The organism is Haloglycomyces albus DSM 45210 (assembly GCF_000527155.1).
In the GTDB taxonomy this organism is placed as follows: domain Bacteria; phylum Actinomycetota; class Actinomycetes; order Mycobacteriales; family Micromonosporaceae; genus Haloglycomyces; species Haloglycomyces albus.
In genome coordinates this window covers 3,282,526-3,308,734 of sequence record NZ_AZUQ01000001.1, presented here as the reverse complement: position 1 = coordinate 3,308,734, position 26,209 = coordinate 3,282,526, and the positions used below count along the sequence as shown (strand labels likewise).

Genomic DNA, 26,209 nt, shown 5'->3' with positions numbered 1-26,209 from the left:
CGGCCATGTCCGACGAGTGTGACACCGGCCCCGCCGCCCCCTCCTCCGAGGGGTTCCGGCGGGGCCGCCGTTTGGGAATAGATCTTGGCAAAGTACGCATCGGGGTAGCGTTGTGCGACCCCGACGGCATCCTCGCCACGCCTCTGACCACGATCCGTCGTGATCGAAAAGCCGACCGTAAACCCGGTGTCACCGTCTACGGCCAGGACATCGCCGAAATCGGTCGACTGATCGTCGAACACGACGTCGTTGAAATCATCCTCGGGCGACCCGTTACCCTATCGGGTGAAGATGGTTTGGCGGTGAAACACACCCGACGATGGGCTGAAAAACTGACCAACCACGTCCACCCGACCCCGGTGGTGATGACCGACGAGCGACTGACCACTGCGCTCGCGAGTCGCAGCCTGCACGCTGCCGGCATGGACTCACGCAAACAACGGTCAGTGATCGATCAGGTCGCGGCAGTGGAGATATTGCAGTCGTGGCTTGACAGACAGCGGAAGGCTTGAGCAGATGCTTGACGAGTTTACGTCCGAGCGCGATGACAATGAACCACGTAGACATCGTAAGAAAGAGTCGAAATCCTCCGTCGTGGCGATGGCTTTGGTGGTGGTCCTTCTCGGAGCCGTCGGTTTCGGTGGCTGGTGGGGTTATAACCACTTCGTCAAGGGCATGTTCAGCGCGGAGGACTACTCCGGCGACGGTAACGGAACCCTCGTCCAGATCGAGATCAAACAGGGGCAAAGCGTTGCCGATATCGGTAATCTCCTGTACGACGAAGGAGTCGTGGCCTCGTCGCAGGCGTTCGTGAACGCCTCGGAGGAGAACAACGATCTGGGTACCACCATCCATGCCGGTGTCTATGAGCTGGAAGAGGAGATGTCGGCCGAAGCGGCCCTGGAGATTCTGGCCGACCCGGACAACGTGATCGTGGAAGGTGCCGTGACGATCAACGAGGGTTGGCGGACCGTCCGTATCTACAACGTCCTCTCCGAAGAGACGGGTATTCCCGTCGAAGAATTTGAAAAGGCGGCCGAGGACCCGGTGGACCTCGGGGTGAATCCGATGTGGTTTGAGAACCTGGACGACGGCGTCACGATGTCGATCGAGGGTTTCCTCTTCCCGGCCACTTACGACTTTTCGGATTCCAAATCCGCCCAAGAGGTCCTGGCGACCATGGTGGCCCGCTTCAATCAAGAAGTGGAGGATCTGGGATTCATGGATCGTGCCGTCGAACGCGACATAGAACCGTGGATGGCGTTGCAGATCGCCTCGATCGTGCAGTACGAGTCCGGAATCCCGGAAGACGACGCCAAGATCGCGCGAGTATTCTACAACCGCTTGTACGGGGAGAACGCCTTGGAGCAGATCGGCTGTCGCTGTCTTCAGACCGACGCCTCGATCAGCTACGGTCACGAGTTGGAAACCGGGGAGGTCAAAGGGTCCAACGAGTTGACCAACGAGGAGCTCAACGACCCCGATAACGAATGGTCCACCGCTTCCAACGAAGGCTATATGCCCACCGCCATCTCCAATCCGGGACGTGCGGCCCTGGAAGCGGCGGTGGAACCGGCCGACGGGGACTGGCTGTACTTTGTTACCGCCGAAGAGGACGGCTCGGCTCTGTTCGCCGAAACCAATGCCGAACACGAAGAGAATAAGCAGGTCGCACGGGAGAACGGGATTATCGACTGATGCGTGCCGCGGTACTTGGGTCTCCGGTGAGCCATTCCCTGTCCCCGACGATTCACAATGCCGGGTATCAGGCTAGCGGCCTGCACGATTGGCTGTATACCCGGCATGAATGCGACCGGGAGGCCCTGGCGCCGTTCCTGGAAGGGATCGACGACACCTGGGCGGGATTGTCTCTGACCATGCCGCTCAAGGAGGTGGCCTTGGACCTCGCTGATGAGGTCTCCGCGACCGCCGCCGCTTTGGGAGCGGCCAACACCTTCGTGTTCACCTCAGGGAAGGTGCTCGCCGACAATACCGATGCCGTCGGCTTGATCGACGCATTCCACGAAGCGGGTGTGAGTGCGGCCGACGGGTTCTCCATATTGGGAGCCGGAGGAACCGCCCGGGCGGCGCTCGGGGCCGCCGCTGAATTGAACGCGACGTCGGTCAACGTCTTCGCTCGACGTCGTACCGCGATTCGGGAGCTGGAACCGGTGGCAGCGGCCCTGGGCCTCCACCTGCGATATCGCGAGTGGGAGACGTTGCCGGAGGCGGCCGATTCGGAGATCGTGGTGTCGACCGTCCCGAAAGGGGTTGTGGACGACTACGAGATTCCGTGGTCGACGTTCAATACCGTGTTCGACGTCGTCTACGATCCTCGTCCCACTCCACTGCTGCGTAGGGCCGCCAGGAACGGCGCGACAACCATCGACGGTTTGGCGCTGCTGTTGCATCAGGCCGTACACCAGTGGACGCGTTTTACCGGGCGTGAGACGGCACCGGTCGCAGCCATGCGGGCGGCCCTGGACACCGCCGTGGAGCAGAGAGCGTGAGATCGCAATGCGTCTGGAACCTCACCGGGCTCCAGACGATAACGACGTCGAGCTAAAGGGTGTGGCTCGCGATGAGGTTGGCCAGCGCCCGAATGTCGGCGCCGCCCTTGAACTCAAAACGAATCTTTCCCATTCCGCTGAACCACAGGTCGAGTTCGGCGTCCATGTCGAACGTTCCCGCCGTCTCGACTGAGAACGCTTGAATCCTGCTGTACGGCAGGGTGGTGTAGTCGACTTTCTTCCCCGTGATGCCCTGGACGTTGACGGCGATGATGCGTTTGTCGGTAAACAGGACCTTATCGCGAACGGTACTGAAGGCCGCCTGGAAGCTCTCGCCCGCGACGAGTAGCTCGGAGACGGTCTCCCCGGAGTCGGGGACATCGGTCGGCTTCAACTTGAAGACCGACCCGTTGTCGAAATCTATCATTCTTTTCCTTCTGAAGAGGTCTCGTTTTCTTCAGGGTATATCGGCCGTGCCGACCGCTTTCGGTCCCATTGAGTCGAATGGCGGTATTCGAAACACCACGGGTTCGGGGCGAAGGGCATGTCTCAAACGTCAAGTAAAATTACGGTGTGACCGTTGACTATCGCCCAGCTCCAGGAACCATCCCGACCGAACCGGGCGTCTACCGCTTTCGAGACGCCGACGGCCGTGTCATCTACGTGGGTAAGGCCAAGAATCTGCGCAATCGCTTGAACAGTTACTTCGCCGATCCAGACGTGCTGCCCGACCGGACGCGGCGAATGGTGACCACCGCGCGCAGTGTGGAATGGACGGTCACCGCGACGGAAGTGGAAGCCCTCCAACTCGAATGGACGTGGATCAAAGAATTCGATCCCCGCTTCAACATCATGTTTCGGGACGACAAGTCCTATCCCTGGTTGGCCGTCACGGTCAATGAAGAAGTACCTCGTGCGCAGGTCATGCGCGGTAACCGACGCAAAGGGGTGCGGTATTTCGGGCCTTTTGGAAACGCTTGGGCCATCCGGCAGACTCTGGACCTTCTCACTCGCGTCTTCCCCATACGAACCTGCTCCAACGGCGTGTACCGGCGCCATAAACGAATGGGACGTCCCTGCCTGCTGTACGACATTGGAAAATGTACGGGACCGTGCGTCGGACACATTTCCCCGGAAGGACACCGCCGTATCGTCGACGATTTCATGGGTTTCATGTCCGGCGATACGACCCAGGTTCGACGCGAACTGACCGAGCAGATGCAAGCGGCCTCCGCCGCCATGGAATTCGAAAAGGCCGCCCGCATCCGCGACGACCTGTCGGCTTTGGACCGGGTACTGCAACAGCAAGTGGTGGTCCTGTCCGAAGACACCGAAGCGGACGTCATCGCCGTCGAAGACGACGAACTGGTGGCCGCCGTCCAGATGTTCCACGTACGCGGTGGGCGGATTCGTGGGCAACGTGGCTGGATCATCGACAAGCCCGAACCGATCGACGTGTCCGGAATCGTGGAGCGATTCGTGCTCCAGTTCTACGGCAATGGATCCGAAACCGTTCCACGGGAGGTTCTCGTGCCACGCATGCCCGACGAACCGACCGCCGTCACCGAGTGGCTCAGTGAGAAACGCGGCAGCCTCGTCGACCTCCGCGTCCCCAAACGCGGTGATAAGCGAGCCCTGGCGGAAACGGTGGCCAAGAACGCCAATGAGGCGCTCGCGCGGCACAAACTGAAACGGGCCGGAGACATCACCGCACGCTCGCAGGCCCTCGAAGAGCTGGCCGAAGCACTGGAACTTCCGCAGGCACCGCTGCGGATCGAGTGCTACGACGTGTCCCAGTCGTTGGGAGAGGAGGTGGTCGCCTCCATGGTGGTATTCGAAGACGGCGTGGCCCGAAAGGGAGAGTATCGCCGATTTGTAATCAAGGGGGAAGCGAAGGACGATCTCTCGGCCCTACGTGAGACGCTCCGACGACGTCTTTCCCGCCTGAACGAGCAGCCCAGCGGCAGTCCCGACGGCGACGAGGAAGGCAGTGAATCCAAAGGGGGATTTGCCTACCCGCCGCAATTGATCGTGGTCGACGGTGGTGCTCCTCAGGTGGCCGCCGCCGAACAGGTCTTTCAAGAGTTGGGGGTCGACACGGTCAATCTGTGTGGTTTGGCCAAGCGTCTGGAGGAGATCTGGATGCCGGGGGAGGAGTTTCCCGTGATCCTGTCGCGCACCTCCGAAGCGCTGTACCTCATGCAGCGAGTGCGCGACGAGGCACACCGCTTCGCCATTTCCCTGCATCGCTCCCGGCGGCGTAAACGGATGCGCGCCTCCGCTCTGGACGGTATTCCGGGGCTCGGCGAGTCCAAACGGAAAGCGCTCCTGCGCACCTTGGGCTCGGTTAAGAACATCAAGGCCGCCGACATCGGGGAACTGCAAAGTGTCAGCGGCATCGGGCCCAAGCTCGCCGAGACGATACATCGGCACCTGCACGACGACACTGCGGAGTCGAATCAGACAAGGGACAACGGTTCCAGTGACATGACATGACGATGCCTTCTTGAGCCATACTGGAACGGTGACACCCACAGACAACAACACCCAAGAAAACCGACAAAACGCCCTAGAATTGGTTATCGTCACCGGAATCAGCGGTGGAGGACGCTCTACGGTGGCCCGGGCGCTGGAGAACGTCGGCTACTACGTCATCGACAACCTTCCCGAAGCGCTGGTCGGCCAAGCGGCCGCCCTGGCGGCCGAGGGGGGACCCGAAGTACAGCGGTCGGCCATGGTGCTGGACGTTCGTTCGCTGGCTTTCATGACCGACCTGGTCGGCGTCATCGACGAACTGCGGTCGAACGGATTCCGTCCCACCCTGGTTTTCGTCGACGCCGACGACGATGTGATCATCCGGCGTTATGAAAAGGTGCGGCGTGCCCACCCGCTGCAAGGCGACGGAGCGCTCCTGGACGGGATCACCGCTGAACGACGTCTCCTCGAGCCGGCTAAAGAATCGGCCGACATGCTCTTCGACACCAGCCTGCTCAATGAGAACCAGCTGCGGTCGCGGGTGGAAGAGGCCTTCCTGGCGCCGTCCACCCCGGGACTGCAATTCACCGTCATGTCATTCGGATTCAAATACGGAATCCCGCGCGACGCCGATTATCTCGCCGACGTTCGGTTCCTGCCCAATCCCTACTGGGTGCCGGAACTACGCGAATTCACCGGTCAGAACCCCGAGGTGTCCAAGTACGTCCTCTCACGTCCCGGAGCCGAGGATTTCGTGGACTCGTATTCCAATCTCCTCCTGAAAACCGTTCCCGGTTTCGAACGAGAGGGAAAACGGTACATAACCGTGGCCATCGGATGTACCGGAGGGAAACACCGATCGGTCGCGATCACCGAAGAACTGGCGTCACGACTCAACGAATCCGGATACCCGACCACCGTGCAAAACCGTGACGCCGGTCGCGAGTAGTCTGTACGACAAGCCGAAGCGCGTCCTCCAACGGTGTAGCGACACAATGCGCTCTGCCCGACCTGATCGATCGACGAGTCCGGGCGGCCTGCACGCGAGCATGTGAGTGGGAAAAGTCCGCCGTCACCGCACCACCGGAGAGCCCACTACCGCGCGGAAACGCCGGTGGAGCCTCGGCCGATCGAACGAACCACAGTCAGGTAGCGAAGGGTTCTCATGACCAAAGTCGTGGCATTCGGAGGCGGGCGAGGCCTGTCCACCTCACTCCACTCACTGACGCAACTGCCCGTCGATCTCACCGCCGTTGTCACCGTGGCCGACAACGGCGGCTCGTCGGGAGTCATCCGTGACAGCAGACCCGTTCTCCCCGCCGGCGACCTGCGTAAGGCCCTGGTCGCCACCGCCTCACCCGGACGAACACAGACAGCCGACCTCTTCAGACACCGATTCGACGGCAACGACTTCCTCACCGGACACCCGGTCGGCAACATCATTCTCACCTCACTGCTGGAACGCCATGACGATCCGGTGACCGCCATCGACCGAGCCGCGGAACTCCTGGGATGCCGAGCACGAATCCTCCCCATGGCGACCTCTCCACTCGACATCGAAGCCGACCTCAGCCAAGGAGACACGATTTCCACCGTTCGCGGGCAACACCAGATCGCGGTCGCCAACGGGGACGTCGAACAGATCCGACTCATCCCCGGCGACACACCCGCCACCCCCGCGGCGATACGGGCGATCGAAGAGGCCGATTGGCACGTATTCGGACCGGGATCCTGGTTCACCAGCGTGATCCCACACTTCCTCCTACCCGAACTGCGCGACGCCATCGCCCGCTCGACCGCCCGCCGGATCGCCGTCCTCAATCTGGCCGAAGAAAACGAAACGAACGGCTTCGACACCGCTGCTCACATGCGGGTCCTCACTCAATATGCTGAAAGTGTTCGGTTTCACCATGTAATCTCACAGCGCTCTCGCAACGATGACGGACTCGCCTCGTTGAACAAGGCGGCGGAGGCGTTGGGGGCCGAACTTGTTACTGCGGACATCGCAGCCGACCCGGTCACCCACGATGTCGCCGCGCTCGCGGCCCTGCTTCGTACGCTCATACTGGATGGCAGTCGATGACGGTCGTGAGCGAGTAGGTGAGCCCGAGGCGGGCCCGGTCCGTCGCTTAAAAACCACCGCCGAACGACGTGCGGGCGGGCACGTCCTCTGGCTCAAGTGATGGTCAACAATACACAGTAAGGTGCTTCCCTATGGCAATGACCGCAGAGGTCAAAGATGAGCTCAGTCGAGTAGAGACCACCAAATCCTGTTGTCAGAGAGCTGAACTCGGGACTCTTTTCCGCTTTTCCGGCGGCATTCATCTGGTGGAGGGGGCTCACGTCATGGTGGAGGCGGAGGTGGATTCGGGCGCGGTGGCGCGGCGCGCCAATCGTTTCATCGCCGAGCTGTACAACTATGAATCTCAACTGCAGGTCTTGGTAGCGGCCGGTCTGCGGCGTACGAACCACTATCTGCTTCGAGTCTTGGCGGACGGAAGCGCCTATGCCCGTCAGATCGGACTTACCGACGCGCGCGGATATCCGATTCGCGGTCTGCCCGCCCATATCGTCGGGGCCTATCCGTGTTGTGCCGAAGCGGCTTGGCGAGCGGCCTTTATGGCCCGTGGTTCCTTGACCGAACCGGGGCGTTCCTCCTCTCTCGAGATCACCTGTCCCGGTCCGGAAACCGCGATTGCCCTCGTCGGTGCCGCACGGAGGCTCGGCGTCACGGCGAAGGCCCGTGACGTACGCGGCGTCGACCGGGTGGTGATACGCGACGGTGACGCGATCGCCGATCTTCTGACCCGCCTAGGTGCACACGGTTGCGTGTTGCGGTGGGAAGAACGCCGCGTACGTCGCGAGGTCAAGGCCACCGCGAACCGTCTCGCCAACTTCGACGACGCCAACCTGCGCCGCTCGGCGCGGGCCGCCGTCGCCGCCGCTGCCAAGGTGACCCGTGCCCTGGAGATATTGGGAGACAACGCCCCGGAACACCTCGCCGAAGCCGGAAAACTGCGCGTGGCACACCGGCAGGCCTCGCTGGAGGAACTGGGCGCCCTGGCCGATCCCCCCTTGACCAAAGACGCGATCGCCGGACGGATCCGGCGGTTGATCTCCCTGGCGACCAAACGGGCCGCCGACGAGGGGCGACCGGGACCCGACGAGGCCTTGCACGAAGACGACATCCTCGCCGCATAAGCCTGGCGCGTCGGTACTTTCGACGCCCGCCCCGCAGACCATGCGTCGATGGTGTGGTCGGCCGTATCACGAACCGGGGGGTGAGGTCGCTCCTTGTGGGAAGTGTGACATGATCGGGGTGGCCTATCTGCTCCCGTACGTTATATCAGCGGAGTAGGGTCTAAAGAGTGCTCGGCGACGAGGCCGGCAATTATTGCCCAGTACATGGGCGCCACAAATCTGTGGGACATGCCGCAAGCGGGTCCGCCGTCGTGAACTCGCCGGTGGACAACGGTGCGGTCATGTCGAAGAATTATCCGATTGCCTTTAATAGCAAGGAGATGGGCACGTGACCATCCGCGTTGGTGTCAACGGCTTCGGCCGCATTGGTCGTAACTTCTTCCGGGCGGTTCTCGCCTCGGAGGCCGACGTCGAAGTAGTAGCCTACAACGACCTCGGTGATACAAACACTATTGCTCACCTGTTGAAATACGACTCGATCCTGGGCCGTCTGCCCTACGACGTCGAGGTGGGCGACGGTGAAATCGTCGTCAACGGAAAATCCATCAAGGCGTTCGCTGAAAAAGACCCCGGCAAACTGCCGTGGAAAGAGGTGGGCGCCGATGTGATCATCGAATCCACCGGTTTCTTCACCGATGCGAACGCCGCCAAGGCGCACCTGGACGCCGGTGCCAAAAAGGTGATTATCTCCGCTCCGGCGAAGAAGGAAGACATCACCGTTGTCATGGGCGTCAACGACGACAAGTACGACCCCGAGAACCACAACGTCATTTCCAATGCGTCCTGCACGACTAACTGCCTCGCCCCGATGGCCAAGGTGCTCAACGACGCCTTCGGAATCGAAAAAGGTCTTATGACCACTGTTCACGCCTACACGGCTGACCAGAACCTGCAGGACGGTCCGCACAAGGATCTGCGTCGCGCTCGCGCCGCGGCCCTCAACGTCGTGCCGACCACGACCGGTGCCGCCAAGGCGGTCTCGCTGGTTCTTCCCGAACTCGAAGGCAAGCTGGACGGCTTCGCCATGCGCGTGCCGATCCCGACCGGTTCGGCCACCGACCTCACCTTCGAGACCGGGCGTGAGGTCACCGAGGAAGAGGTCAACGCCGCCCTGAAGGCCGCCGCCGAAGGCCCCCTCAAGGGCGTCATGTCCTACACCGAAGACCCGATCGTCTCCAAGGACATCGAAACCGACCCGCACTCCTGCATCATCGACGGTGGCTTGACCAAGGTCATCGGCGGAAATCAGGTCAAGGTCGTCGGCTGGTACGACAACGAGTGGGGCTTCTCCAATCGTCTCGTCGGCCTGGCCCAGCTGGTCGGATAAGGACGGTAAGCTCGACTACCATGCAAACGCTCGACGAACTCCTGTCGGAGGGCGTCTCAGGTCGGCGCGTGCTTCTGCGCGCCGACCTGAATGTGCCTCTAGACGGTTCCACGATTACCGACGACGGTCGCGTTCGGGCCGTCGCTCCCACCATCAAGGCACTGGCGGACGCCGGTGCGCGGGTGACGGTGTGCTCGCATCTTGGTCGACCCAAGGGTGAACCTGACCCGCAGTACTCGCTGGCACCGGTCGCACGGCGTCTCGGTGAGGTCTTGGAGTCCACCGTCGCGTTCGCCACCGATACGGTCGGTGACGATGCGGACGAGAAGAACGCCGCCTTGGACGACGGTGACGTCCTGCTGCTCGAAAACCTGCGGTTCAATCCCGGTGAAACCTCCAAAAACGACACGCAGCGGGCCGAATTCGCCGGTGAACTGGCCGCCTACGGCGACGTGTACGTCGACGACGCCTTCGGTGCCGTTCACCGCAAACACGCGTCCGTATACGACGTCGCCACAATGCTTCCGCATTACGCCGGATTTTTGATCTCCAACGAGGTGTCGGTGCTGTCGCGCCTCACCGGTGGAGCCGATAAGCCGTACGTGGTCATCTTGGGCGGTGCCAAGGTATCCGATAAACTGGCCGTCATCGAAAATCTTCTGTCCAAGGTCGACACTCTGATCATCGGCGGTGGAATGGCCTATACCTTCCTGGCGGCCGAAGGTCATGAGGTGGGGAACTCTCTTCTGGAGAAGGACCAGATCGAAACCTGTCAACGGTACTTGGAAGAGGCCGCCCGGCTGGGTGTGGAGCTACTCCTGCCGGTCGACGTGGCCTCTGCGGCCGAATTCTCCGCTTCGGCCGAACCGCAAGTGGTTACCGCCGACTCGATCCCGTCCGATCGGATGGGCCTCGACATCGGACCCGACTCGGCTCGTGTCTTCGCCGACCGCATCAATACGGCCGCCACGGTGTTCTGGAACGGTCCCATGGGAGTCTTCGAGTTCCCCGAATACGCCAAGGGCACAAAGGCCGTAGCTCAGTCACTGGTCGACTCGGAGGCGTTCACCGTAGTGGGCGGAGGCGACTCCGCCGCGGCGGTGCGGACACTGGGTCTGCCGGAAGACGATTTCGGCCACATTTCCACCGGTGGTGGCGCCAGCCTTGAATATCTGGAGGGCAAGACCCTCCCCGGCCTGGAAGTACTGGAGAACTGAAATTATGAGCAGTGAACGTAAACCGTTGATCGCGGGCAACTGGAAGATGAACCTCAACCACCTTGAGGCCATCGCTCTGGTGCAGAAGATCGCCTTCAGCCTCAATGACGGGGATTTGGAAGCCGTGGAAGCGGCGGTACTGCCGCCGTTCGTCGACATTCGCGGGGTACAGACCCTCATCGACGGCGACAAGCTCAGTCTCACTTACGGGGCTCAGGACGTATCGGCGCACACCGCCGGGGCCTTCACCGGTGAGGTGTCCGGTTCGATGCTGGCCAAGCTGGGCTGCACCTATGCCTGTGTCGGCCACTCGGAGCGCCGGCAGCATCATAATGAGAACGACGAGGTCGTCGGCAAGAAGGTGCGCCAGGCTCTCAACAACGGGATGAGCCCGATTCTATGCGTCGGTGAGCCTCTGGAGGTTCGGGAGGCGGGCGACCACGTGGCCCACACCGTCGGGCAGCTGAAGGCCGCGGTCGAAGGACTGACCGAAGAGGAAATGGCGACCGTGGTGGTTGCCTACGAGCCGGTCTGGGCCATCGGCACCGGCCGCACCGCGACTCCGGACGATGCTCAGGAAGTCGCCGCCGCGCTTCGTGGGGCGGTATCCGAGAAGTTCGGCGACGACGTCGCCGCCAAGGTCCGGGTCCTGTACGGAGGCTCGGTCAAGGGAGCCAACTGCGCCAGCATTATGGAGAAGGCAGACGTGGACGGCGCCCTGGTCGGCGGTGCGAGCCTGGACGCGGACGAGTTCGCGAAAATCGTGGTGGGCGCACGCTCGACCTCCGCCTAGCTCTCCGTATACAAGGATTCTCAGTACGTGACGCGACGCAGGAGGCCTGTCCGGCATCGCCGTCGCGTCACGATTGTTCGGTGAGCGGCATCGGTCGAGAGTTCACCTCATCGGCGATACCGCTCACCGCCTAGCTGAGGAAACCCACGATGCGGGCCGTGTACCCCATGGGATAGAATCGGCCCGGATTTGTTTTCAGTACGTGGTGAGGGTGCCATCCTCGACGACATATTGCGGTGCGGAGCTGAAACCCCACAGTCCTCGTGTGACCGAGAAGGAAGTCGATAGAATATGACGGTCTTGGCCTATTCCCTGCTGGTTCTCCTGCTAATCACCAGCGGACTCCTCATTCTGCTCGTGCTTTTGCATAAAGGTAAAGGCGGCGGTCTTTCCAGTATGTTCGGAGGCGGAATGTCCTCGGTGGCTACCGGTTCATCGGTCGCCGAGCGAAATCTGAACCGTATCACCGTCGGGGTCGGCATTATCTGGTTTGCCGCGATTGTCGGTTACGGGCTGGTATTGGGTGCCATGCCCAACTGACGGTTCGAACCACCTGGTCAAAACACAACGAAGCCGACGACACCATGACCGGTGTCGTCGGCTTCGTTGTGTTTTGAGGGATTTGAGGGGAAAGGAATCCAGAGAGCGAAATCGGGGCCGATGCGAGCTCAATGCCTTTACATTATGTGCAATATGTCATATAATATCAAGACTTGGTGATTGACCAGCCTCGAGGTGTGACTGTAGATCGATACAAATGCGATTGCGGACCGGATGTTCGGTTTCGCAGCCGTGCAGCGTGTTTCCCCGCACTGGACTACGAGCGTCGTTCCACATTCGTACTTGGACGTCAAAGCCATGAACCACGATCGACGGTCGGCACCGAAGGATCACCGTAAATCCCGATTCCGTCCTACAAGGAGCCCACCCGAATGACCCAAGGTCAAGCCATCCGAGGAGTTCGCATCGGAGCCACCCCAAGCCTGCATATCGAACGCGGCGAACCCGTCGGACATCAACGCGTCGACTACTGGTGCGCCAACGGCCACCGTACGATAAGGCATTTTGCGCCTCACGCCAACGTTCCTACCGAATGGGACTGTCGGCGGTGCGGTTGGCCCGCCGGTATCGACGCATTGAATCCACCCGCGCGACCGGTGATCAAGCCGTTCAAAACGCATCTGGACTATGTACGTGAGCGTCGTACCGAAGAGGAGGCTGAGGACATCCTCGCTGAAGCCCTGGCGGCCCGGGCGGCCGCCCGAGGTGAACGGCGTTGAACCATGTCCGTGCGGAGCGACCGAATCGGTCGCTCCGCACACATACGCGGTTGTCTAGTAATCGCAGACGGTGTTAGAAATCGAAGCGGTGCAGATCGCCGGCCGCGTCACGATCGACGAGCCAACGAGTAGTACGCCCGTTGACTTGCGCGGCGGGTACGTCGTCGGCCTCCAAGGCGGAGGAGACGGCTTCGGCTTTGCCGCCGCCGGAGGCGATCACCCACACTTCGGTGGCGGAGTTCAGGACCGGAAAGGTGAGGGTCGTACGTTCGGACGGCGGTTTAGGAGCAGTGCGGACGCCGACCACTGACTTCTCTTTCTCGTCCAACACCTTGTGGCCGGGGAACAGACTAGCGACGTGAGCGTCTTCGCCGATACCGAGCAGAATGAGGTCGAAGTGCGGCATGACGCGGGATTCGTGTCCCGCCACGTTCAGCTCTTCGGCGTAAACCGCCGCGGCCTCTTCGACGGTGTCCACCGCGTCGGCGGCGGGCATGGGATGGACGTGTTCGGGATCGATCTCCAAAGCGTCCAAAAAGGCTTCGCGTGCTTGGGTCTCATTGCGATCGGCGTTACCGGACGGCAGGAATCGTTCGTCACCCCACCAGAAGTGCACTTGATTCCAGTTCACCGCAGTGCGGAACGGCGATTCCAGAACGTGGCGATAGACCGTCGCGGCAATGCGTCCGCCGGTGAGGGCGATGTGGACGGGCCTGTGGTCGGCCTGTGCGTCGGCCACAGTATTGATGAGACGCGCTGCGGTTGCGGTGGCCAGTTCTTCGGCATCGGAATGGACGACCACGGATCGGTCGGAGCTCATGTCAACCTCTATTCTGAGCTTGGTAATCGAGTTCAAACCGGTCTAGTACCGATCGATAGGTTTGGTCGGGTTCGAGAATACGCAGTTCCTCGGCCACCAACTGGCCCAGGCTGCGTCCCTGGAGCGTCACGGTCCGTTTGGCGAGTCCGGCCTGACGCAGAACCGTCTCCCCATCGGGGGAACGGTCGATCTCGATCTTCTGACCGTCATTGAGCGTGAGGTCGACTCCGGCGATGGCCGGTAGATTCGGGGCGTTGACCGTCACCTCGGTGTCCTGAACTTCGGTCTCCAGGTTGAGTCGGGAACCTATCCATGCCGCCAATAGCTGCGCACTGGGATCCTGCCGATCGGCCCGCAGACGTACCGATTCCACATGGCAAGGCCCGAGTCCGTCCAGGGCACTGGCGATGAGGGAGCGCCACAGCGTGATGCGAGTCCAGCAGATATCGGTGTCGCCGGGCTTGTAGCCGATGGACCGGCGATACAGCGAATCCACCGGGTCGGGTGTCAGCGCCGAATACGTGATCCGGCGATCGGAGAATATTTTGAGTTCTTCCTCCAGATGGAATCGGACCGGATCGACCAGCCACCAGGTGACGACGGGAATGTCCGGTGCCAGCATGGGGAGGATGAGGGAGGTCAGGTTGCGAACGACGGGACCGTCGAGGTACATCACAATGGACTCTGCCGCGCCCCCCGATTCGCCGATGGCGACTTCCGCGTCGATGCGCGGGGTCTCGTTGTTGGGGTAGCGGGGAATCGCCATGATGAGGCGATACGGGTGTTCCTGGGCGGCCTGTCGAGTGGCCTCCTCGATCGCGGAGCGTTCGTTTTCGGTGGCCAAGACGATCAGGTTGAGCGCCAGTGAGGAAGAGCCCCCTACGGCGTGCAACTCCTCGGCGAGGGTGTCCATGATCTCGCCGGTGGAGGTGTCTGTCAGTTGCATGGTTCGTCCTTCCTTTACGGACGCCGCCAACGCCGTCCGGTGGCGTGTAGCATGAGGTCGGCCTTCTCCGGTCCCCAGCTGCCCGCGGCGTAGCGCTCCGGTTTGGTGGTGCCCCAGTATTCCTCGAGCGGATCGATGATGCGCCAGGAGGCATCCACCTCGGCGGCATCGGGAAAGAGCGTTTTATCGCCCAGCAGTACATCGAGGATAAGCCGTTCGTAGGCTTCGGGGCTGGATTCGGTGAAAGCTTCACCGTAGGAAAAGGACATGTTGATGTCGCGAATTTCCATACCTGTACCGGGGACCTTGGAACCGAATTTGACGGTCACGCCTTCGTCGGGTTGGACGCGGATGACCAATTGGTTGTGGCCGAGGATCTGGGTGTCGAAGTCCGCGAACGGCATGTGCGGCGCTTCTTTGAAGATCACGGCGATTTCCGTGGTGCGCTTGGGAAGTCGTTTACCGGTGCGGAGATAGAAAGGGACGCCGTTCCAGCGTCGGTTCTGGATGCCGAGCTTGACGGCCGCGTAGGTTTCGGTGCTGGACTCGGCGGGGACGTTGTCCTCGTCGAGATACCCGGCGACGGGTTTGCCCTCGACCCAGCCGGGAGCGTACTGTCCGCGGATGGCGTCGGCGTCGAGGTCGTCGGGTAGGGTGACGGCGCGCAGGACCTTGAGTTTTTCGGTGCGTATCTCCTCCGCTTCAAAGCCCACCGGTTGTTCCATCGCGGTGATGGCCAATAGCTGGAGGAGGTGGTTCTGCAGAACGTCTCGCGCGGCCCCGGCCGAATCGTAGAATCCGGCGCGGGTGCCGATACCGACGTCTTCGGCCATGGTGATCTGGACGTGATCGACGAAGTTCGAGTTCCAGATCGGTTCGAACATCGCATTGGCGAATCGCAATGCGAAGATGTTCTGCACCGTCTCCTTGCCCAGATAATGGTCGATTCGGTAGACGTCTTGCGGAGTAAAGGCCTGGTCGACCAGGGTGTTGAGGTCCTGTGCCGATTCTTGATCATGTCCGAACGGTTTTTCCACCACCACACGACGCCATCCACCGCTGTGCGAATTGTCGGCCATTCCGGTGCGCTCGAGCTGGTTGAGCACGACGGGGAACGCCGCCGGTGGAATCGAGAAGTAGAATGCGGCGTTTCCGGCGATCCCGTGAGACTCCGAGAGTGCGTTGAGCTCGTCGTTGAGACGGTCGAACGCCTCGTCGTCTTCAAAGGTCCCCTGGATGAACTTGAAATGTCCATTGAGCCGGTTCCAGACCTCTTCGCGCCACGGGGTGCGGGCGTGTTCCATCGCCGCCTCGCGGGCCACGTCTTCGAAGGTGTCGTCTCCCCAGACCCGGCGGGCGAAGCCGAGTACCACGAAGGACGCCGGAAGGAGTCCGCGGTTGGCCAGGTCGTAGATGGCGGGAATAAGTTTCTTCCGCGCCAGGTCGCCGGTGACCCCGAAGATGACCAGCGCACAGGGCTCTGGGATACGCGGCAGTCGTTTATCGCGGGGATCGCGAAGCGGGTTGGCGGAAAAACTATCGGACATGATGCTAGCTCAGCTCCCTTACAGCGTTAAGGAGTTGGTTGATACCGCGTTTGCGATCGGTCAGATGCAGTCGGATGAACGGCCGATTTCGCCCCTGTAGGGCTTGGGCATCACCGGCCGCTTGGGCGGCCTGGAGCCGGCCGAAAGTGAACTCACGGCCCTCGACGGTGAGGTCTTCACCGATCGCCCCGGTGATTTGCAGGAACACTCCGGTGGGACGCCCACCCTTATGGAACTGTCCGGTCGAGTGTAGGAAACGCGGGCCCCAACCGAAGGTGACCGGTGCCCCAGTCCGCTCGCTCAGTTCGGTTCGCAACGCGGCTACCTCGGCGTCGTCGAATCGGTCGAGATAGGCCATAACGGCGAGATACGCGTCGGGAGCGTTGGCATCGACCAGGAGTTCACCCAGCGCCGCCGAAACATTGGACGCTTGACCGCCGTATATTTCAATGCTGCCGTCCACCGCCGTGGGTTGTGTATCGGGCAGACCGTCGGCCAGCAGCTTTTTGGTGTTGTCCTTGGATTCGGTGACGTTGGGTTGATTGAACGGATCGATTTCCAGGAGGTAGCCGGCGAATGCCGTCGCCAGTTCCCAGCAGAGGAATTGTGCTCCCAACGGCCCGTTGACGGTGAAGTCCGGGGTTGCCAGCTGCGATCCGGACGGTGTGGCTCCGGTAATGGCGCCGCCGACCGTGCAGTAGAAGCGGTCGGTCCCCCGAGCACCGGGAGCCGCCGGATGTTCGAGGACCACCGGGAGGGTTCCCTTGCCGTCCTTGCCGAGTGATTCGGCGATGAGCTGTTCGGCCCAATCTCCGAGTCCGGCGATTCCGGAACCGTCGTCGGCGACGGTGAGAGTATGGCGTCGAGCGATCAACGCTCCCAGAAGCACGGCGGGATTGTCCTCGTTGCCCTCCACGGCGGCGTGGAATTCCTGGGCCTCCGCGATAAGAGTGGCGATGTCGGCTCCGGCCAAGGCGGTGGGAACCAGACCGAAGGCGGTCAGCGCCGAATACCGTCCACCCACTGTAGAATCGGCCAGGAACACCGGTGACCCTTGGTCGTTGGCCAGGCGCTCCAATTGCGATCCCGGATCGGTGACGAAGACGAAGCGTCGGGCCACGTCGTCGATTCCCACTCCCCGAAAGGCGGCCTCAAAGGCGCGACGCTGCGAATCGGTCTCGACGGTGGTGCCCGACTTGGACGACACCACGACCGCCGTGCGACGTAGTGATTCCTCGGTGAGTTCGGCGATGATCTGCCCGGGGTCGGTGGTGTCGACCACCTGTAGATTCAAATCCAAGGTTCGGGCGATGACTTCGGGAGCGAGCGAGGAGCCGCCCATGCCGCACAGGGCGATGCGATCGATCCCCAGCTCCGCCAACTCCGCCTTCAGCTTGGACAGGGGCTTGATGAGATCGATCGAGGAATTGAAGGTATTGGTCCACCCCAATCGGACGGCGGCCTCGTCACGTGCCTCGTCGCCCCATAGCCCGGCGTCGCCTTCCAGAACCTTCTGGGGGATGTTGTCGCTGCGCAAGCGTTCTACTCCCGTGCCTGCGTCCACGTGCGTGGTGACCGCAACGCCGCCGGCGGCTTCCATGATGTCGGTCATTTGTCACTCCGATGCGAGTCGAGTTCTTCCTGGACCTTATCCTGAAGTTCCACCCAAGGGTCGATGAACTTCTGGACGCCTTCGGTTTCAAGGGAGGTCACGACTTCGTGGTAATCGATGCCGAGGTTTTCCAGTCGCAAAAGGACGTCAGCGGCGTCCGTGAAGAACGGCGTAATAGTCCCCGACGTTACCTCCCCCTCTTCTGCGAAGGATTCCATTGTCGCCTCCGGCATGGTGTTGACGCAATTGGCGGCGACCAGATCCTCGACGTACATGACCGAGCGGTAGGAAGGGTCCTTGGTGGACGTGGAGGCCCACAACGGACGTTGGACCGTGGCACCCCTATCGGCCAGCCGTTGCCAGCGCGGCGTATCGAAAGCGGTGAGGTATTCCTGGTAGGCCAGTCGGGCATTGGCAATGGCGGCCTGCCCCTTCAGAGCCTTGGCCTCATCGGAACCGATCTGATCCAATTGTCCGTCGACCTTGGAATCGACGCGGGAGACGAAGAACGAGGCGACCGATTTGATCTCGGAAACATCGCGACCGGCCTCCTTAGCGCGTTCCAGACCGGTCATGAAGGCGTCGATGACGTCGCGATAACGCTCCAGAGAGAAGATCAAAGTGACGTTGACACTGATTCCGGCCTCCAAGGCCGCCGAAATCGCGGGAAGTCCCTCTTCGGTAGCCGGGATCTTGATCATGAGGTTGGGGCGGTCCACCAACCACCAGAGGTACTTGGCCTCGGCGATCGTCGCCTCGGTGTCATAGGCAAACCGGGGGTCGACCTCTAGGGACACCCGTCCGTCCACGTGGGCGGTCGTATCGTAGACGGTGCGAAGGACGTCGCAGGCCCAGCGGATGTCGGTGGCGGTCATGGTGCGTACCGCCTCACCCACGCTCACATTGCGAGTGGCCAGGTCCCGTAGTTGCTGTTCATAGGCGTCGCCGGAGGAGATCGCCTTGGCGAAGATAATGGGATTGGACGTGACGCCCACGACGCTCATCTCCGCGATGAGCGAGGCGAGATTTCCGGTTCGCAGTCGGTCGCGCGAAATGTCGTCGAGCCAGACCGACACTCCTTCGTAGGAGAGAGCGGCAAGATTTTTATTGGCAGCCATCTATTGCATCCTTCCTGAATGCGCACGTGGAAGTTGGTATGCAACCATTATTTATCATCACAGGCTTTGACCGCGCGGTGATGGAATTTCAGTAATCGTTCCGCCTGGGACAACCGTATGTCGCCCGGGCGTCGGCACCCTACCGGATGCAGTCGACGGGGTTCCCAATCCAGTGGAAACCCCGTCGATTCGTTCGTGCTCGGTATGAGCGGCTACTTGGCCAGCGAAGAACGCGCCGCCTCGATGACGGCGTCAGTGGTGATGCCGAATTCCTCGAACAGCTTTTGATACGGGGCGGAAGCTCCGTAATGCTCCAAACCGACGGCCACGCCGCGATCGCCGATAAGATCACGCCACGGCATTGCCACACCCGCCTCCACGCTGACGCGAGCGGTGACATTGGCGGGCAGTACGGATTCGCGGTAGTCGGCATCCTGCGCGTCGAACCACTCGCGCGACGGCATGGACACCACACGCGCGGCGATACCGTCGGAACCGAGCGCCTCGGCGGCCTCCATAGCCAAGTGCACCTCCGAGCCGGTGGCGATCAGAATGACGTCGGGAGTGCCCTCGGTGTCTCGCAGAACGTAGCCACCCTTGGCGGTTCCTTCTGCGCTACCGAAGGTCGAACGGTCGAACGTCGGCACCGCCTGACGCGTCAGCACGAGTCCGGCCGGGCGGTCGGTGTTTTCCAGAATGGTCCGCCATGCCACCGCGGTCTCATTGGCATCGGCGGGGCGTACTACGTCGAGTCCGGGCATGGCTCGCAATGCCGCCAGCTGTTCCACGGGCTGGTGCGTCGGTCCGTCCTCACCCAGACCGATCGAGTCGTGGGTCCATACGTAGGTCACCGGCAGCTGCATCAACGCCGAGAGACGGACAGCGGGACGCATGTAATCGCTGAAGACCAGGAAGGTCCCACCGTACGGGCGTGTCGGTCCATGCACCTTGATTCCGTTGAGAACCGCGGCCATACCGTGCTCGCGAATTCCGAAGTGCAGCGTACGGCCATAAGAATTGCCGGGGAACTTTTCGGTCTGCCACTTCTGCGGCAAGAAGGACGGCTCGCCCTCCATCGTCGTGTTGTTCGAACCGGCAAGGTCGGCCGATCCACCCCACAGTTCCGGCAGTACCGGAGCCAGGGCGTTGAGGATCTTGCCCGAAGCCGCACGAGTGGCGATACCTTTCGCATCGGTCTCGAAAACGGGCAGTACTTCGTCAAGTTCCGGAAGTTCCCCCGCCCACAAGCGGTCGTGCAGCGCCTTGCGCTCAGGGTTCGCGTCCGCCCACTCGTCGAACTTGGTCTGCCATTCGGCATGAGCCTTCTGGCCACGTTCGACCAGGCCACGGGTATGATTCAATACCTCATCGGAGACCGCGAACGACTCCTCGGGATCGAAGCCGAGAGCCTTCTTCGTCTCCGCCAATTCCTCCGCACCCAACTTCGCACCGTGGACGGCTCCGGTGTTCTGCTTATGGGGAGCCGGCCAACCGATGACGGTCTTCAACCGAATCATGGACGGACGGCCGGTTTCCGCCTGCGCCGCTTGAATCGCCTCGTAGAGAGCGCGCGGGTCCTCCCGGTATTCCTGACCGGACTTCCAGTCCACCGTCTGCACGTGCCAGCCGTAGGCCTCGTAACGTTTCGCGACGTCCTCCGAGAAAGCGACGTCCGTGTTGTCCTCGATGGAAATCTGATTGTCGTCGTAGATCAGAATCAAATTGCCCAGTTCCTGGTGCCCGGCCAGAGCGGACGATTCGTGCGTGACGCCCTCCTGGACGTCCCCGTCCGAGGCAATAACATAAATACGGTGGTCAAATGGGCTGGAACCGGCCGGAGCATCCGGGTCGAAGAGGCCGCGCTCGCGGCGGGCGGCCATTGCCATCCCGACCGCATTGGACAAGCCTTGACCGAGCGGTCCGGTCGTGGTCTCAATACCCTTGGTGTGTCCGTACTCGGGGTGACCCGGCGTCAGCGAGCCCCATTGCCGCAGGCTCTGCAAATCCTCCAGCTCCAGGCCGAAACCGCCCAAGTACAGCTGAATGTAGGGGGTGAGCGAGGAGTGCCCGGCCGACATCACGAATCGGTCACGTCCCTCCCAGGACGTATCGGTTGGATCGTGGCGCATCACCTTCTGAAACAAGGTGTACGCCGCGGGGGCCAAGGCCATGGCCGCGCCGGGGTGGCCGTTACCCGACTTCTCAACTGCGTCAGCGGCCAAGACACGTACGGTGTCCACGGCACGCTGATCTATGTCAGTCCACTCAAACTGTGCCACTGTTCATCTCCTCTAATTCTTGCCATACAGCTGTAGAGCAAGTATCCCCGTTTTTGCATCGCCAGGCTCGTGCACACCGCCTGGGAGCCGATTCGGGCACACATTACGCTTAGACATTACCCACTGTGCTCCGCGACGACCGTCAATTGTCCGCACTGTGGCCGGTCAACCTCTGTGAAGCCGGACACGAATAACCGTCAGGTATCGATCGCGCAGGTGGTGAACCTGACCCGGGCGCAGCACACACCGTCAACGCCAGTAATCTAACCGGTGATGAGCGAGCAGCCCAAAATCCTGATCGAGCCTCCCAGCACCACTTCCGAGGCCGAAACACCCACCGTTCGTGAACGCGTCTCCGGGTACGTGTCACTCACCAAACCCCGTATCGTCGAACTCCTCCTCATAACCACCGTCCCCGCCATGTTCGTCGCCGCCCGCGCCGAACACAACGCGCTCCCGTCCCTCTGGAACGTCGTCATCGTCGTACTGTGCGGAGCCCTGGCGGCAGGCAGCGCCAACGCCATCAACTGCTATATCGACCGCGACATCGACCAGCTGATGCGGCGTACCTCGCGCCGCCCCTTGGCCAAGGACACCATACCGCCGAAAAACGCGCTCATCTTCGGCATCATTCTGGGTGCCCTGGCCGTCGGGGGAATGCTCGCCGCCGTCGGACCTCTACCGGCCGCGCTCACCTTCGGCGCCATCTTCTACTACGACATCGTCTACACCATCTGGCTCAAGCGCACCACCCCCTACAACACGGTATGGGGCGGAGCCTGCGGTGCGGCTCCCGTCTTGATCGGCTGGGCCGCCGTCACCGGTCATATGGACTGGATGGCTTGGGTACTGTTCGGAATCGTGTTCTTCTGGCAGGTACCGCACTTTTACGCGCTCGCCTTGAAGTTCAAAGACGATTACGCCGCCGCCGGTATTCCCATGCTGCCCGCAGTGGCGGGTCCGAAGCGGGTCGCGGTGGAATCGGTGATTTACGCTTGGGCGACGCTGGCGATCTCCCTCCTCGCGTTCCCTCTCGGGGCGACCTGGCTGTACCTGGCGGTAGCGATTATTACCGGGGGACTGTTCGTTCTCGAATCCCATCGCCTGCTTGGTCGGGTCAAACGTCATGAACCACTCAAGCCCATGCGCCTGTTCCACTGGTCTACCAGCTACCTGTCGATCCTCTTCCTGACCGTGCTGGTGGACAGCTTCCTCATGTGATCGCGCCACTGCGGTGACAGTCGACGAGATGGTCGTCGACCATGCCGATCGCCTGCATCATGGCATAACAGGTGGTCGGCCCGACGAAGCGGAAGCCGAGTTTTTTCAAACGCTTGGCAAGTGCAGTGGATTCCGGTGTCGTCGACGGGATTTCGGCGAAGGTACGCGGTCGGCTGCGGGGATGATCGGGTTGAAACGACCAGACCAGTTCCGACACACTGCCGTCGAGGTCCCGTGCCACCTGAGCGTTGACGATCGCGGCTTCGATCTTCGCGCGATTGCGAATGATGTCGGCGTTGCCCAGCAGTCGCACAACGTCGTCGTCCGAGTAGGCGGCGACTTTCTCGATCGCGAATCCGGCGAAGGCGTCTCGAAAAGCCTGGCGCTTGCGTAGGACCGTCAACCACGACAAGCCGGATTGAAACGCCTCCAGCGTCAGTCGTTCGAAGACGGCGTCGTCGCCGTGCACCGGACGTCCCCATTCCCGATCGTGATAGACGCGGTAGATCTCCGGTTCCGCGCCCCACGGGCATCGAGCCAGTCCGTCGGTTCCCACTATCGCGTCTGACATATCGTTCCTCTCTCTTCACACGTCGAGCACGGTCTTCCGGTCGGTACGGGTTTGACGATACCGCTGTGCCCGGCCACGTCGACATACCCGGACCCGGAAACGGAGAAAGGTCGGCCGGGCCGGCGGTCGCACTGTGCGGGACCCGGTCGTCCGCCGCTGACGAAACTGGCGGCACAGGCGGTCGTGAGGAGCGATCGTCGCGGTAGCCTGTCCGAAAGCACCCAATCCGAGCCGTATGTCGAGCTTGTCCTTTAGAGTCGAAAAGGGCGACTACACGCAGAAGAGGAGAACGACATGCGGGCTATAGCGGCAGACGGTACCGACAGTGACCCAGTGCTCAGCGAGGTATCCGAGCCTCAGATGAGCGCCGACGACATCCGGGTGGCCGTAAAAGCGGCGGCGGTCAACCCCTTTGATTGGAAACTGGCTCGCGGGGAGATCATTCCGGACATGGAACGGCACTGGCCGTTCGTCTACGGGTCGGATTTCGCCGGCGTCGTGACGGAGACCGGCTCGAACGTGAATCGATTCGCCCCCGGGGACCGAGTCTTCGGTCAATACGTGTCCCATCCAGCAGGCCATGGAACCTATGCGGAGATCGTCACCGTGCCGGAAAAGAGCGCGGTCACCACCGTTCCCGAACCACTTGACCTCATTTCGGCGGCTTCCCTGCCCACCTCGGGAATGACCGCGCAACAGATCCTTGAGGCTGCGGAACTGCAGGCGGGCGAGAATCTGCTGATCATCGGGGCGGCGGGGGGAGTGGGGTCGTTCCTGACGCAGTTGGCCGCCGCCCGCGACCTACGAGTCATCGCGGTGACCAAGGGCGATGAATCGGCTCGCATGGGCAGCTTGGGTGCCGCCCGAACGATCGATCGGACGGTGGACAACGTCGGTGCCGCGGTCCGTGACGAGTCGCCGGGCGGAGTGGACGCACTGGTCGATCTGAGTTCCCACGATTCCACCGTCTTTGCCCAGCACTGCCACTACGTTCGTGACGGCGGGGTAGCGCTCACCACCAACTGGGTTTCGGACGACTCGATCAACCCCAGCAACATCGAGACGATCAATTTCGGCTTGGAGGCCAATGCGGGGCTGCTGGACACCGTCGCGGCGGCAACGGTCGCCGGAACGATCCAGGCGCCCGTGGATTTCCGGCTGAGTCTGTCCGATGTTCCGGCACATCTGGAATTCATGCGGGCCGGCAAGGGACGCGGTAAGGCCGTCATCGTGGTGGACGACGAAGCCTAGCGGTCTCACCGTCGTGATGCGCCATGATCGAGCCCGGCCTCAGTGATGTCAACGTACGGTGACCGCAATCGGTCGGTGATCGGAATGTTCCACGTTCGGGTTGGCCGGATTTGAAGGGGTGAGGTCGGGCGAAAGAAATACGTGATCGATTTGGACCGCTTCCCCTTCGCCCGGCGTGGTCGGGAAGGGACGCCAGTCGGCGAAGGCGTCCACCGTCTCGGATCCCGTCACGACCTTCCACGCCTCGCTGCTGGGACCCTGTGGGGCGAAGTTGAAATCTCCGGCCATGATCACCTTGTGCCCTTTGTCCATCGCGGCGTCGGCGAGGTCGCGTACTTGGCGAGCTTGCGTGGTGTCGCTCCAGCCGCCCTCTTCGTTGTAGGGAGGCTGGAGGTGAGTGGAGATGAGGGTGAGATCGTCGTTGCCCCACCGCACGTTCGCCTCCAGAGCCTGCGCCCCGGTAGGGCCGCCGGGAGCGAGCGCGTGGCTTTTATAGGACGTCAGCGGAAGATTGGTCAGGATCGCGTCTCCCCACAGTCGATCGGCGGCCGGGGCCCAGTAGAAATTCATTTCCAGGGAGTCGGCCATGTTGCGGAGCGAGTCCTGCCCGCCGTTGAGCATCCAGCCCCGATCGACCTCACTGAGCATCACGATGTCGGGATCGAGTTCCCGTAGGGTCTTCGCCTGCTGGGCAAGCGCGTAGCGTCCGTCAAGGTCGAAGCCCATTTGAATGTTGTAGGCGGCGATGCGTAGTGATTCGGGAACCGAAACCGTCTCTCGCGATCCCGACGGATAGGTGGTGGTGAGAACGAGGACCGTGAGGGACGCCGTTGCGAGGACGAGAACACGGCGACGTACCGGCAGTTCTATATGTGGTTGGGCTTCTCGGGAGCGTCGCCAGGACGTCTGTGCGACGGCCACGATGACGACCGCGACGGCGGTGACGGTCGGCCAGTTGTCGTATCCCAGGTCATAGGCGGCATAGTAAACAAAGGTGGCGGTGGCGAATACGAGCGTTCCGGCGAGGAGATAGGTGCCGCTCTTCTGCGAGCCTTTTTGGTCGCGGTTCCGGTCGAGGACGGCCAATTGATTGCCGAGAAAGGCCAACGCCACGTACGACAGGGCGGCGAGGAGCGCCGACGAATCGGTCAGGGGGCTTGGTGCGTCAAGGTGACCGCCGATTCCGGTGGCGGTCACTGCCAGGATGAGAATCCCGCCCCATAGCCACGGGCCCGGTTTGATCTCGTGTTTGAAACCGACGATGTACACGCTCGTCCACGCCACGGTGACGATCAACAGTATTTCCCACCACTGCGCCCGTCCGGAACCGTTGACGACGAAGTGTAGGTTGGCTCCGTGAAGGAGCAGGAGGAACAGGGCGGGGCCGAAGGCAAGGTATGAGGGAGCATGGTCGAGGTGTATTCGCAGGTCGGTAGTGGTGACTGCGATGATCGCGGCGCTGCAGACGGCGAGGATGATCGAAGTGGCGAGCGTCCCGTCACGCCATACGAGATTCGGCCCCGCCCACACGGCGGTGAGGGTGACGTGAGCGGCGAGGGCGACCATGAGCGCGGTGAAATAGGTGCGTAGTGGGGTGAATCGTGTCGCGAGCGCCAGATAGAGGAGGGCCGCGACGAGCCCTATGGTCACGATGGTCATCTGCGTCCATCCACCCGGGGTGAACTGAAGTGCGACGCGTGTCGCGATCGCCGTCGTCCCGAACCAACGTGCCCAGCGAATCGGTTTCGTGGTGCGACGCAGGGCGGTCATGACGACGATGGGGGCGGCAAAGCAGGTTAGGGCGTATAGACCCATGTGTTCGGGCGGGGTGGTGCCGGCGTCGCCTACGACCGTGATGAGTCCGGGAAAGTAGACGTAGAGAATTTCAATGAAAATGAATAGGAATATTGCGATATCAAAGCGTAGACGCATGGAAGCCTCGATGTGCTCAGTGCCGTTTCCTGGGACTCTGGGGGAAGGGGAGGGGCCGGACACCGTGCGTCCGAAAACGACCCCTGCCGTGATCGGCTGCGCGGTGTCC

General features: G+C 61.8%; 23 protein-coding genes. 14 read left to right on the top strand and 9 right to left on the bottom strand.

From position 1 onward, the window contains the following. Positions 1–5 precede the first annotated feature (5 nt). Genes ruvX through HALAL_RS0115255 form a run of 3 tightly spaced genes read left to right on the top strand, consistent with a single transcriptional unit; the run spans position 6 to position 2,510 of the window. Entirely contained in the window at positions 6–512 is a 507-nt protein-coding gene (gene ruvX / locus HALAL_RS0115265) for a Holliday junction resolvase RuvX (protein WP_025274829.1), read from the top strand. A 4-nt stretch (positions 513–516) separates the two neighbouring features. After that, complete coding sequence (gene mltG / locus HALAL_RS0115260; RefSeq protein WP_025274828.1) at positions 517–1,698, top strand: endolytic transglycosylase MltG; 1,182 nt, start codon at positions 517–519, stop codon at positions 1,696–1,698. Further along, positions 1,698–2,510: a shikimate dehydrogenase gene (locus tag HALAL_RS0115255; protein WP_025274827.1), complete on the top strand. Its 813-nt coding sequence runs from the start codon at positions 1,698–1,700 to the stop codon at positions 2,508–2,510. Before mltG ends, HALAL_RS0115255 begins: the two co-directional genes overlap by 1 nt. A gap of 52 nt (positions 2,511–2,562) precedes the next feature. On the opposite strand, the gene HALAL_RS0115250 is transcribed toward HALAL_RS0115255, so the two are convergent. Then, positions 2,563–2,937, bottom strand: a complete 375-nt coding sequence (locus HALAL_RS0115250; RefSeq protein ID WP_025274826.1) for a PH domain-containing protein — start codon at positions 2,935–2,937, stop codon at positions 2,563–2,565. 146 nt (positions 2,938–3,083) lie between these two features. Between HALAL_RS0115250 and uvrC the strand changes: the two genes are divergently transcribed. The 9 genes from uvrC (at position 3,084) to HALAL_RS0115205 (ending at position 12,803) form a co-directional block, all read left to right on the top strand. Then, positions 3,084–5,006, top strand: a complete 1,923-nt coding sequence (gene uvrC, locus HALAL_RS0115245; RefSeq protein ID WP_029768113.1) for an excinuclease ABC subunit UvrC — start codon at positions 3,084–3,086, stop codon at positions 5,004–5,006. 28 nt (positions 5,007–5,034) lie between these two features. Continuing rightward, a complete protein-coding gene (rapZ, locus tag HALAL_RS0115240) occupies positions 5,035–5,934 on the top strand; it encodes an RNase adapter RapZ (RefSeq protein ID WP_025274825.1) in 900 nt (299 codons plus the stop codon). 216 nt (positions 5,935–6,150) lie between these two features. After that, the gene (locus HALAL_RS0115235; RefSeq protein WP_025274824.1) at positions 6,151–7,068 is read left to right on the top strand and encodes a gluconeogenesis factor YvcK family protein; all 918 of its coding nucleotides are present in this window, start codon (positions 6,151–6,153) and stop codon (positions 7,066–7,068) included. 131 nt (positions 7,069–7,199) lie between these two features. Further along, on the top strand, positions 7,200–8,186 hold the full coding sequence (whiA, locus tag HALAL_RS0115230) for a DNA-binding protein WhiA (protein WP_025274823.1): 987 nt from the start codon (positions 7,200–7,202) through the stop codon (positions 8,184–8,186). 328 nt (positions 8,187–8,514) lie between these two features. After that, positions 8,515–9,513 carry a type I glyceraldehyde-3-phosphate dehydrogenase gene (gene gap, locus HALAL_RS0115225; protein WP_025274822.1) on the top strand — a complete coding sequence of 333 codons (999 nt, stop codon included), beginning with the start codon at positions 8,515–8,517 and terminating at the stop codon, positions 9,511–9,513. Between the two features lie 20 nt (positions 9,514–9,533). Continuing rightward, the gene (locus HALAL_RS0115220; protein ID WP_025274821.1) at positions 9,534–10,730 is read left to right on the top strand and encodes a phosphoglycerate kinase; all 1,197 of its coding nucleotides are present in this window, start codon (positions 9,534–9,536) and stop codon (positions 10,728–10,730) included. 4 nt (positions 10,731–10,734) lie between these two features. Further along, positions 10,735–11,523, top strand: coding sequence for a triose-phosphate isomerase (gene tpiA, locus HALAL_RS0115215; protein ID WP_029768111.1), 789 nt, complete (start codon positions 10,735–10,737; stop codon positions 11,521–11,523). Positions 11,524–11,814: 291 nt separating this feature from the next. Continuing rightward, positions 11,815–12,063, top strand: coding sequence for a preprotein translocase subunit SecG (secG, locus tag HALAL_RS0115210; RefSeq protein WP_025274819.1), 249 nt, complete (start codon positions 11,815–11,817; stop codon positions 12,061–12,063). A gap of 392 nt (positions 12,064–12,455) precedes the next feature. Beyond that, positions 12,456–12,803, top strand: a complete 348-nt coding sequence (locus HALAL_RS0115205) for an RNA polymerase-binding protein RbpA (protein WP_025274818.1) — start codon at positions 12,456–12,458, stop codon at positions 12,801–12,803. A 73-nt stretch (positions 12,804–12,876) separates the two neighbouring features. On the opposite strand, the gene pgl is transcribed toward HALAL_RS0115205, so the two are convergent. From pgl to tkt, 6 genes are all read right to left on the bottom strand, one after another. Continuing rightward, positions 12,877–13,623 carry a 6-phosphogluconolactonase gene (pgl, locus tag HALAL_RS0115200; protein WP_025274817.1) on the bottom strand — a complete coding sequence of 249 codons (747 nt, stop codon included), beginning with the start codon at positions 13,621–13,623 and terminating at the stop codon, positions 12,877–12,879. A 1-nt stretch (position 13,624) separates the two neighbouring features. Beyond that, positions 13,625–14,569 (bottom strand): glucose-6-phosphate dehydrogenase assembly protein OpcA, encoded by a 945-nt coding sequence (locus tag HALAL_RS0115195; RefSeq protein WP_025274816.1) that lies wholly within the window; start codon positions 14,567–14,569, stop codon positions 13,625–13,627. Positions 14,570–14,583: 14 nt separating this feature from the next. Then, on the bottom strand, positions 14,584–16,116 hold the full coding sequence (gene zwf / locus HALAL_RS0115190) for a glucose-6-phosphate dehydrogenase (RefSeq protein WP_025274815.1): 1,533 nt from the start codon (positions 16,114–16,116) through the stop codon (positions 14,584–14,586). A gap of 4 nt (positions 16,117–16,120) precedes the next feature. Then, on the bottom strand, positions 16,121–17,728 hold the full coding sequence (locus HALAL_RS0115185) for a glucose-6-phosphate isomerase (RefSeq protein WP_025274814.1): 1,608 nt from the start codon (positions 17,726–17,728) through the stop codon (positions 16,121–16,123). Then, a complete protein-coding gene (gene tal / locus HALAL_RS0115180) occupies positions 17,725–18,846 on the bottom strand; it encodes a transaldolase (RefSeq protein WP_029768109.1) in 1,122 nt (373 codons plus the stop codon). The genes HALAL_RS0115185 and tal overlap by 4 nt, the downstream gene beginning before the upstream one ends. 212 nt (positions 18,847–19,058) lie before the next feature. Then, positions 19,059–21,125, bottom strand: coding sequence for a transketolase (gene tkt / locus HALAL_RS0115175; protein WP_029768108.1), 2,067 nt, complete (start codon positions 21,123–21,125; stop codon positions 19,059–19,061). A gap of 273 nt (positions 21,126–21,398) precedes the next feature. On the opposite strand from tkt, the gene HALAL_RS0115170 reads away from it, so the two are divergent. Continuing rightward, entirely contained in the window at positions 21,399–22,346 is a 948-nt protein-coding gene (locus HALAL_RS0115170; RefSeq protein ID WP_025274813.1) for a heme o synthase, read from the top strand. Here the strand turns inward: HALAL_RS0115170 and HALAL_RS0115165 are convergent. After that, a complete protein-coding gene (locus HALAL_RS0115165; RefSeq protein WP_025274812.1) occupies positions 22,339–22,917 on the bottom strand; it encodes a DNA-3-methyladenine glycosylase I in 579 nt (192 codons plus the stop codon). The two genes, HALAL_RS0115170 and HALAL_RS0115165, sit on opposite strands and share 8 nt — an antisense overlap. Positions 22,918–23,211: 294 nt before the next feature. Here HALAL_RS0115165 and HALAL_RS0115160 point away from each other — a divergent pair, with 294 nt between their 5' ends. Continuing rightward, on the top strand, positions 23,212–24,168 hold the full coding sequence (locus HALAL_RS0115160; protein ID WP_025274811.1) for an NADP-dependent oxidoreductase: 957 nt from the start codon (positions 23,212–23,214) through the stop codon (positions 24,166–24,168). 48 nt (positions 24,169–24,216) lie between these two features. Here HALAL_RS0115160 and HALAL_RS17860 read toward each other — a convergent pair whose 3' ends face one another. Continuing rightward, entirely contained in the window at positions 24,217–26,100 is a 1,884-nt protein-coding gene (locus HALAL_RS17860) for an endonuclease/exonuclease/phosphatase family protein (protein ID WP_025274810.1), read from the bottom strand. Between the last annotated feature and the right edge of the window lie 109 nt (positions 26,101–26,209).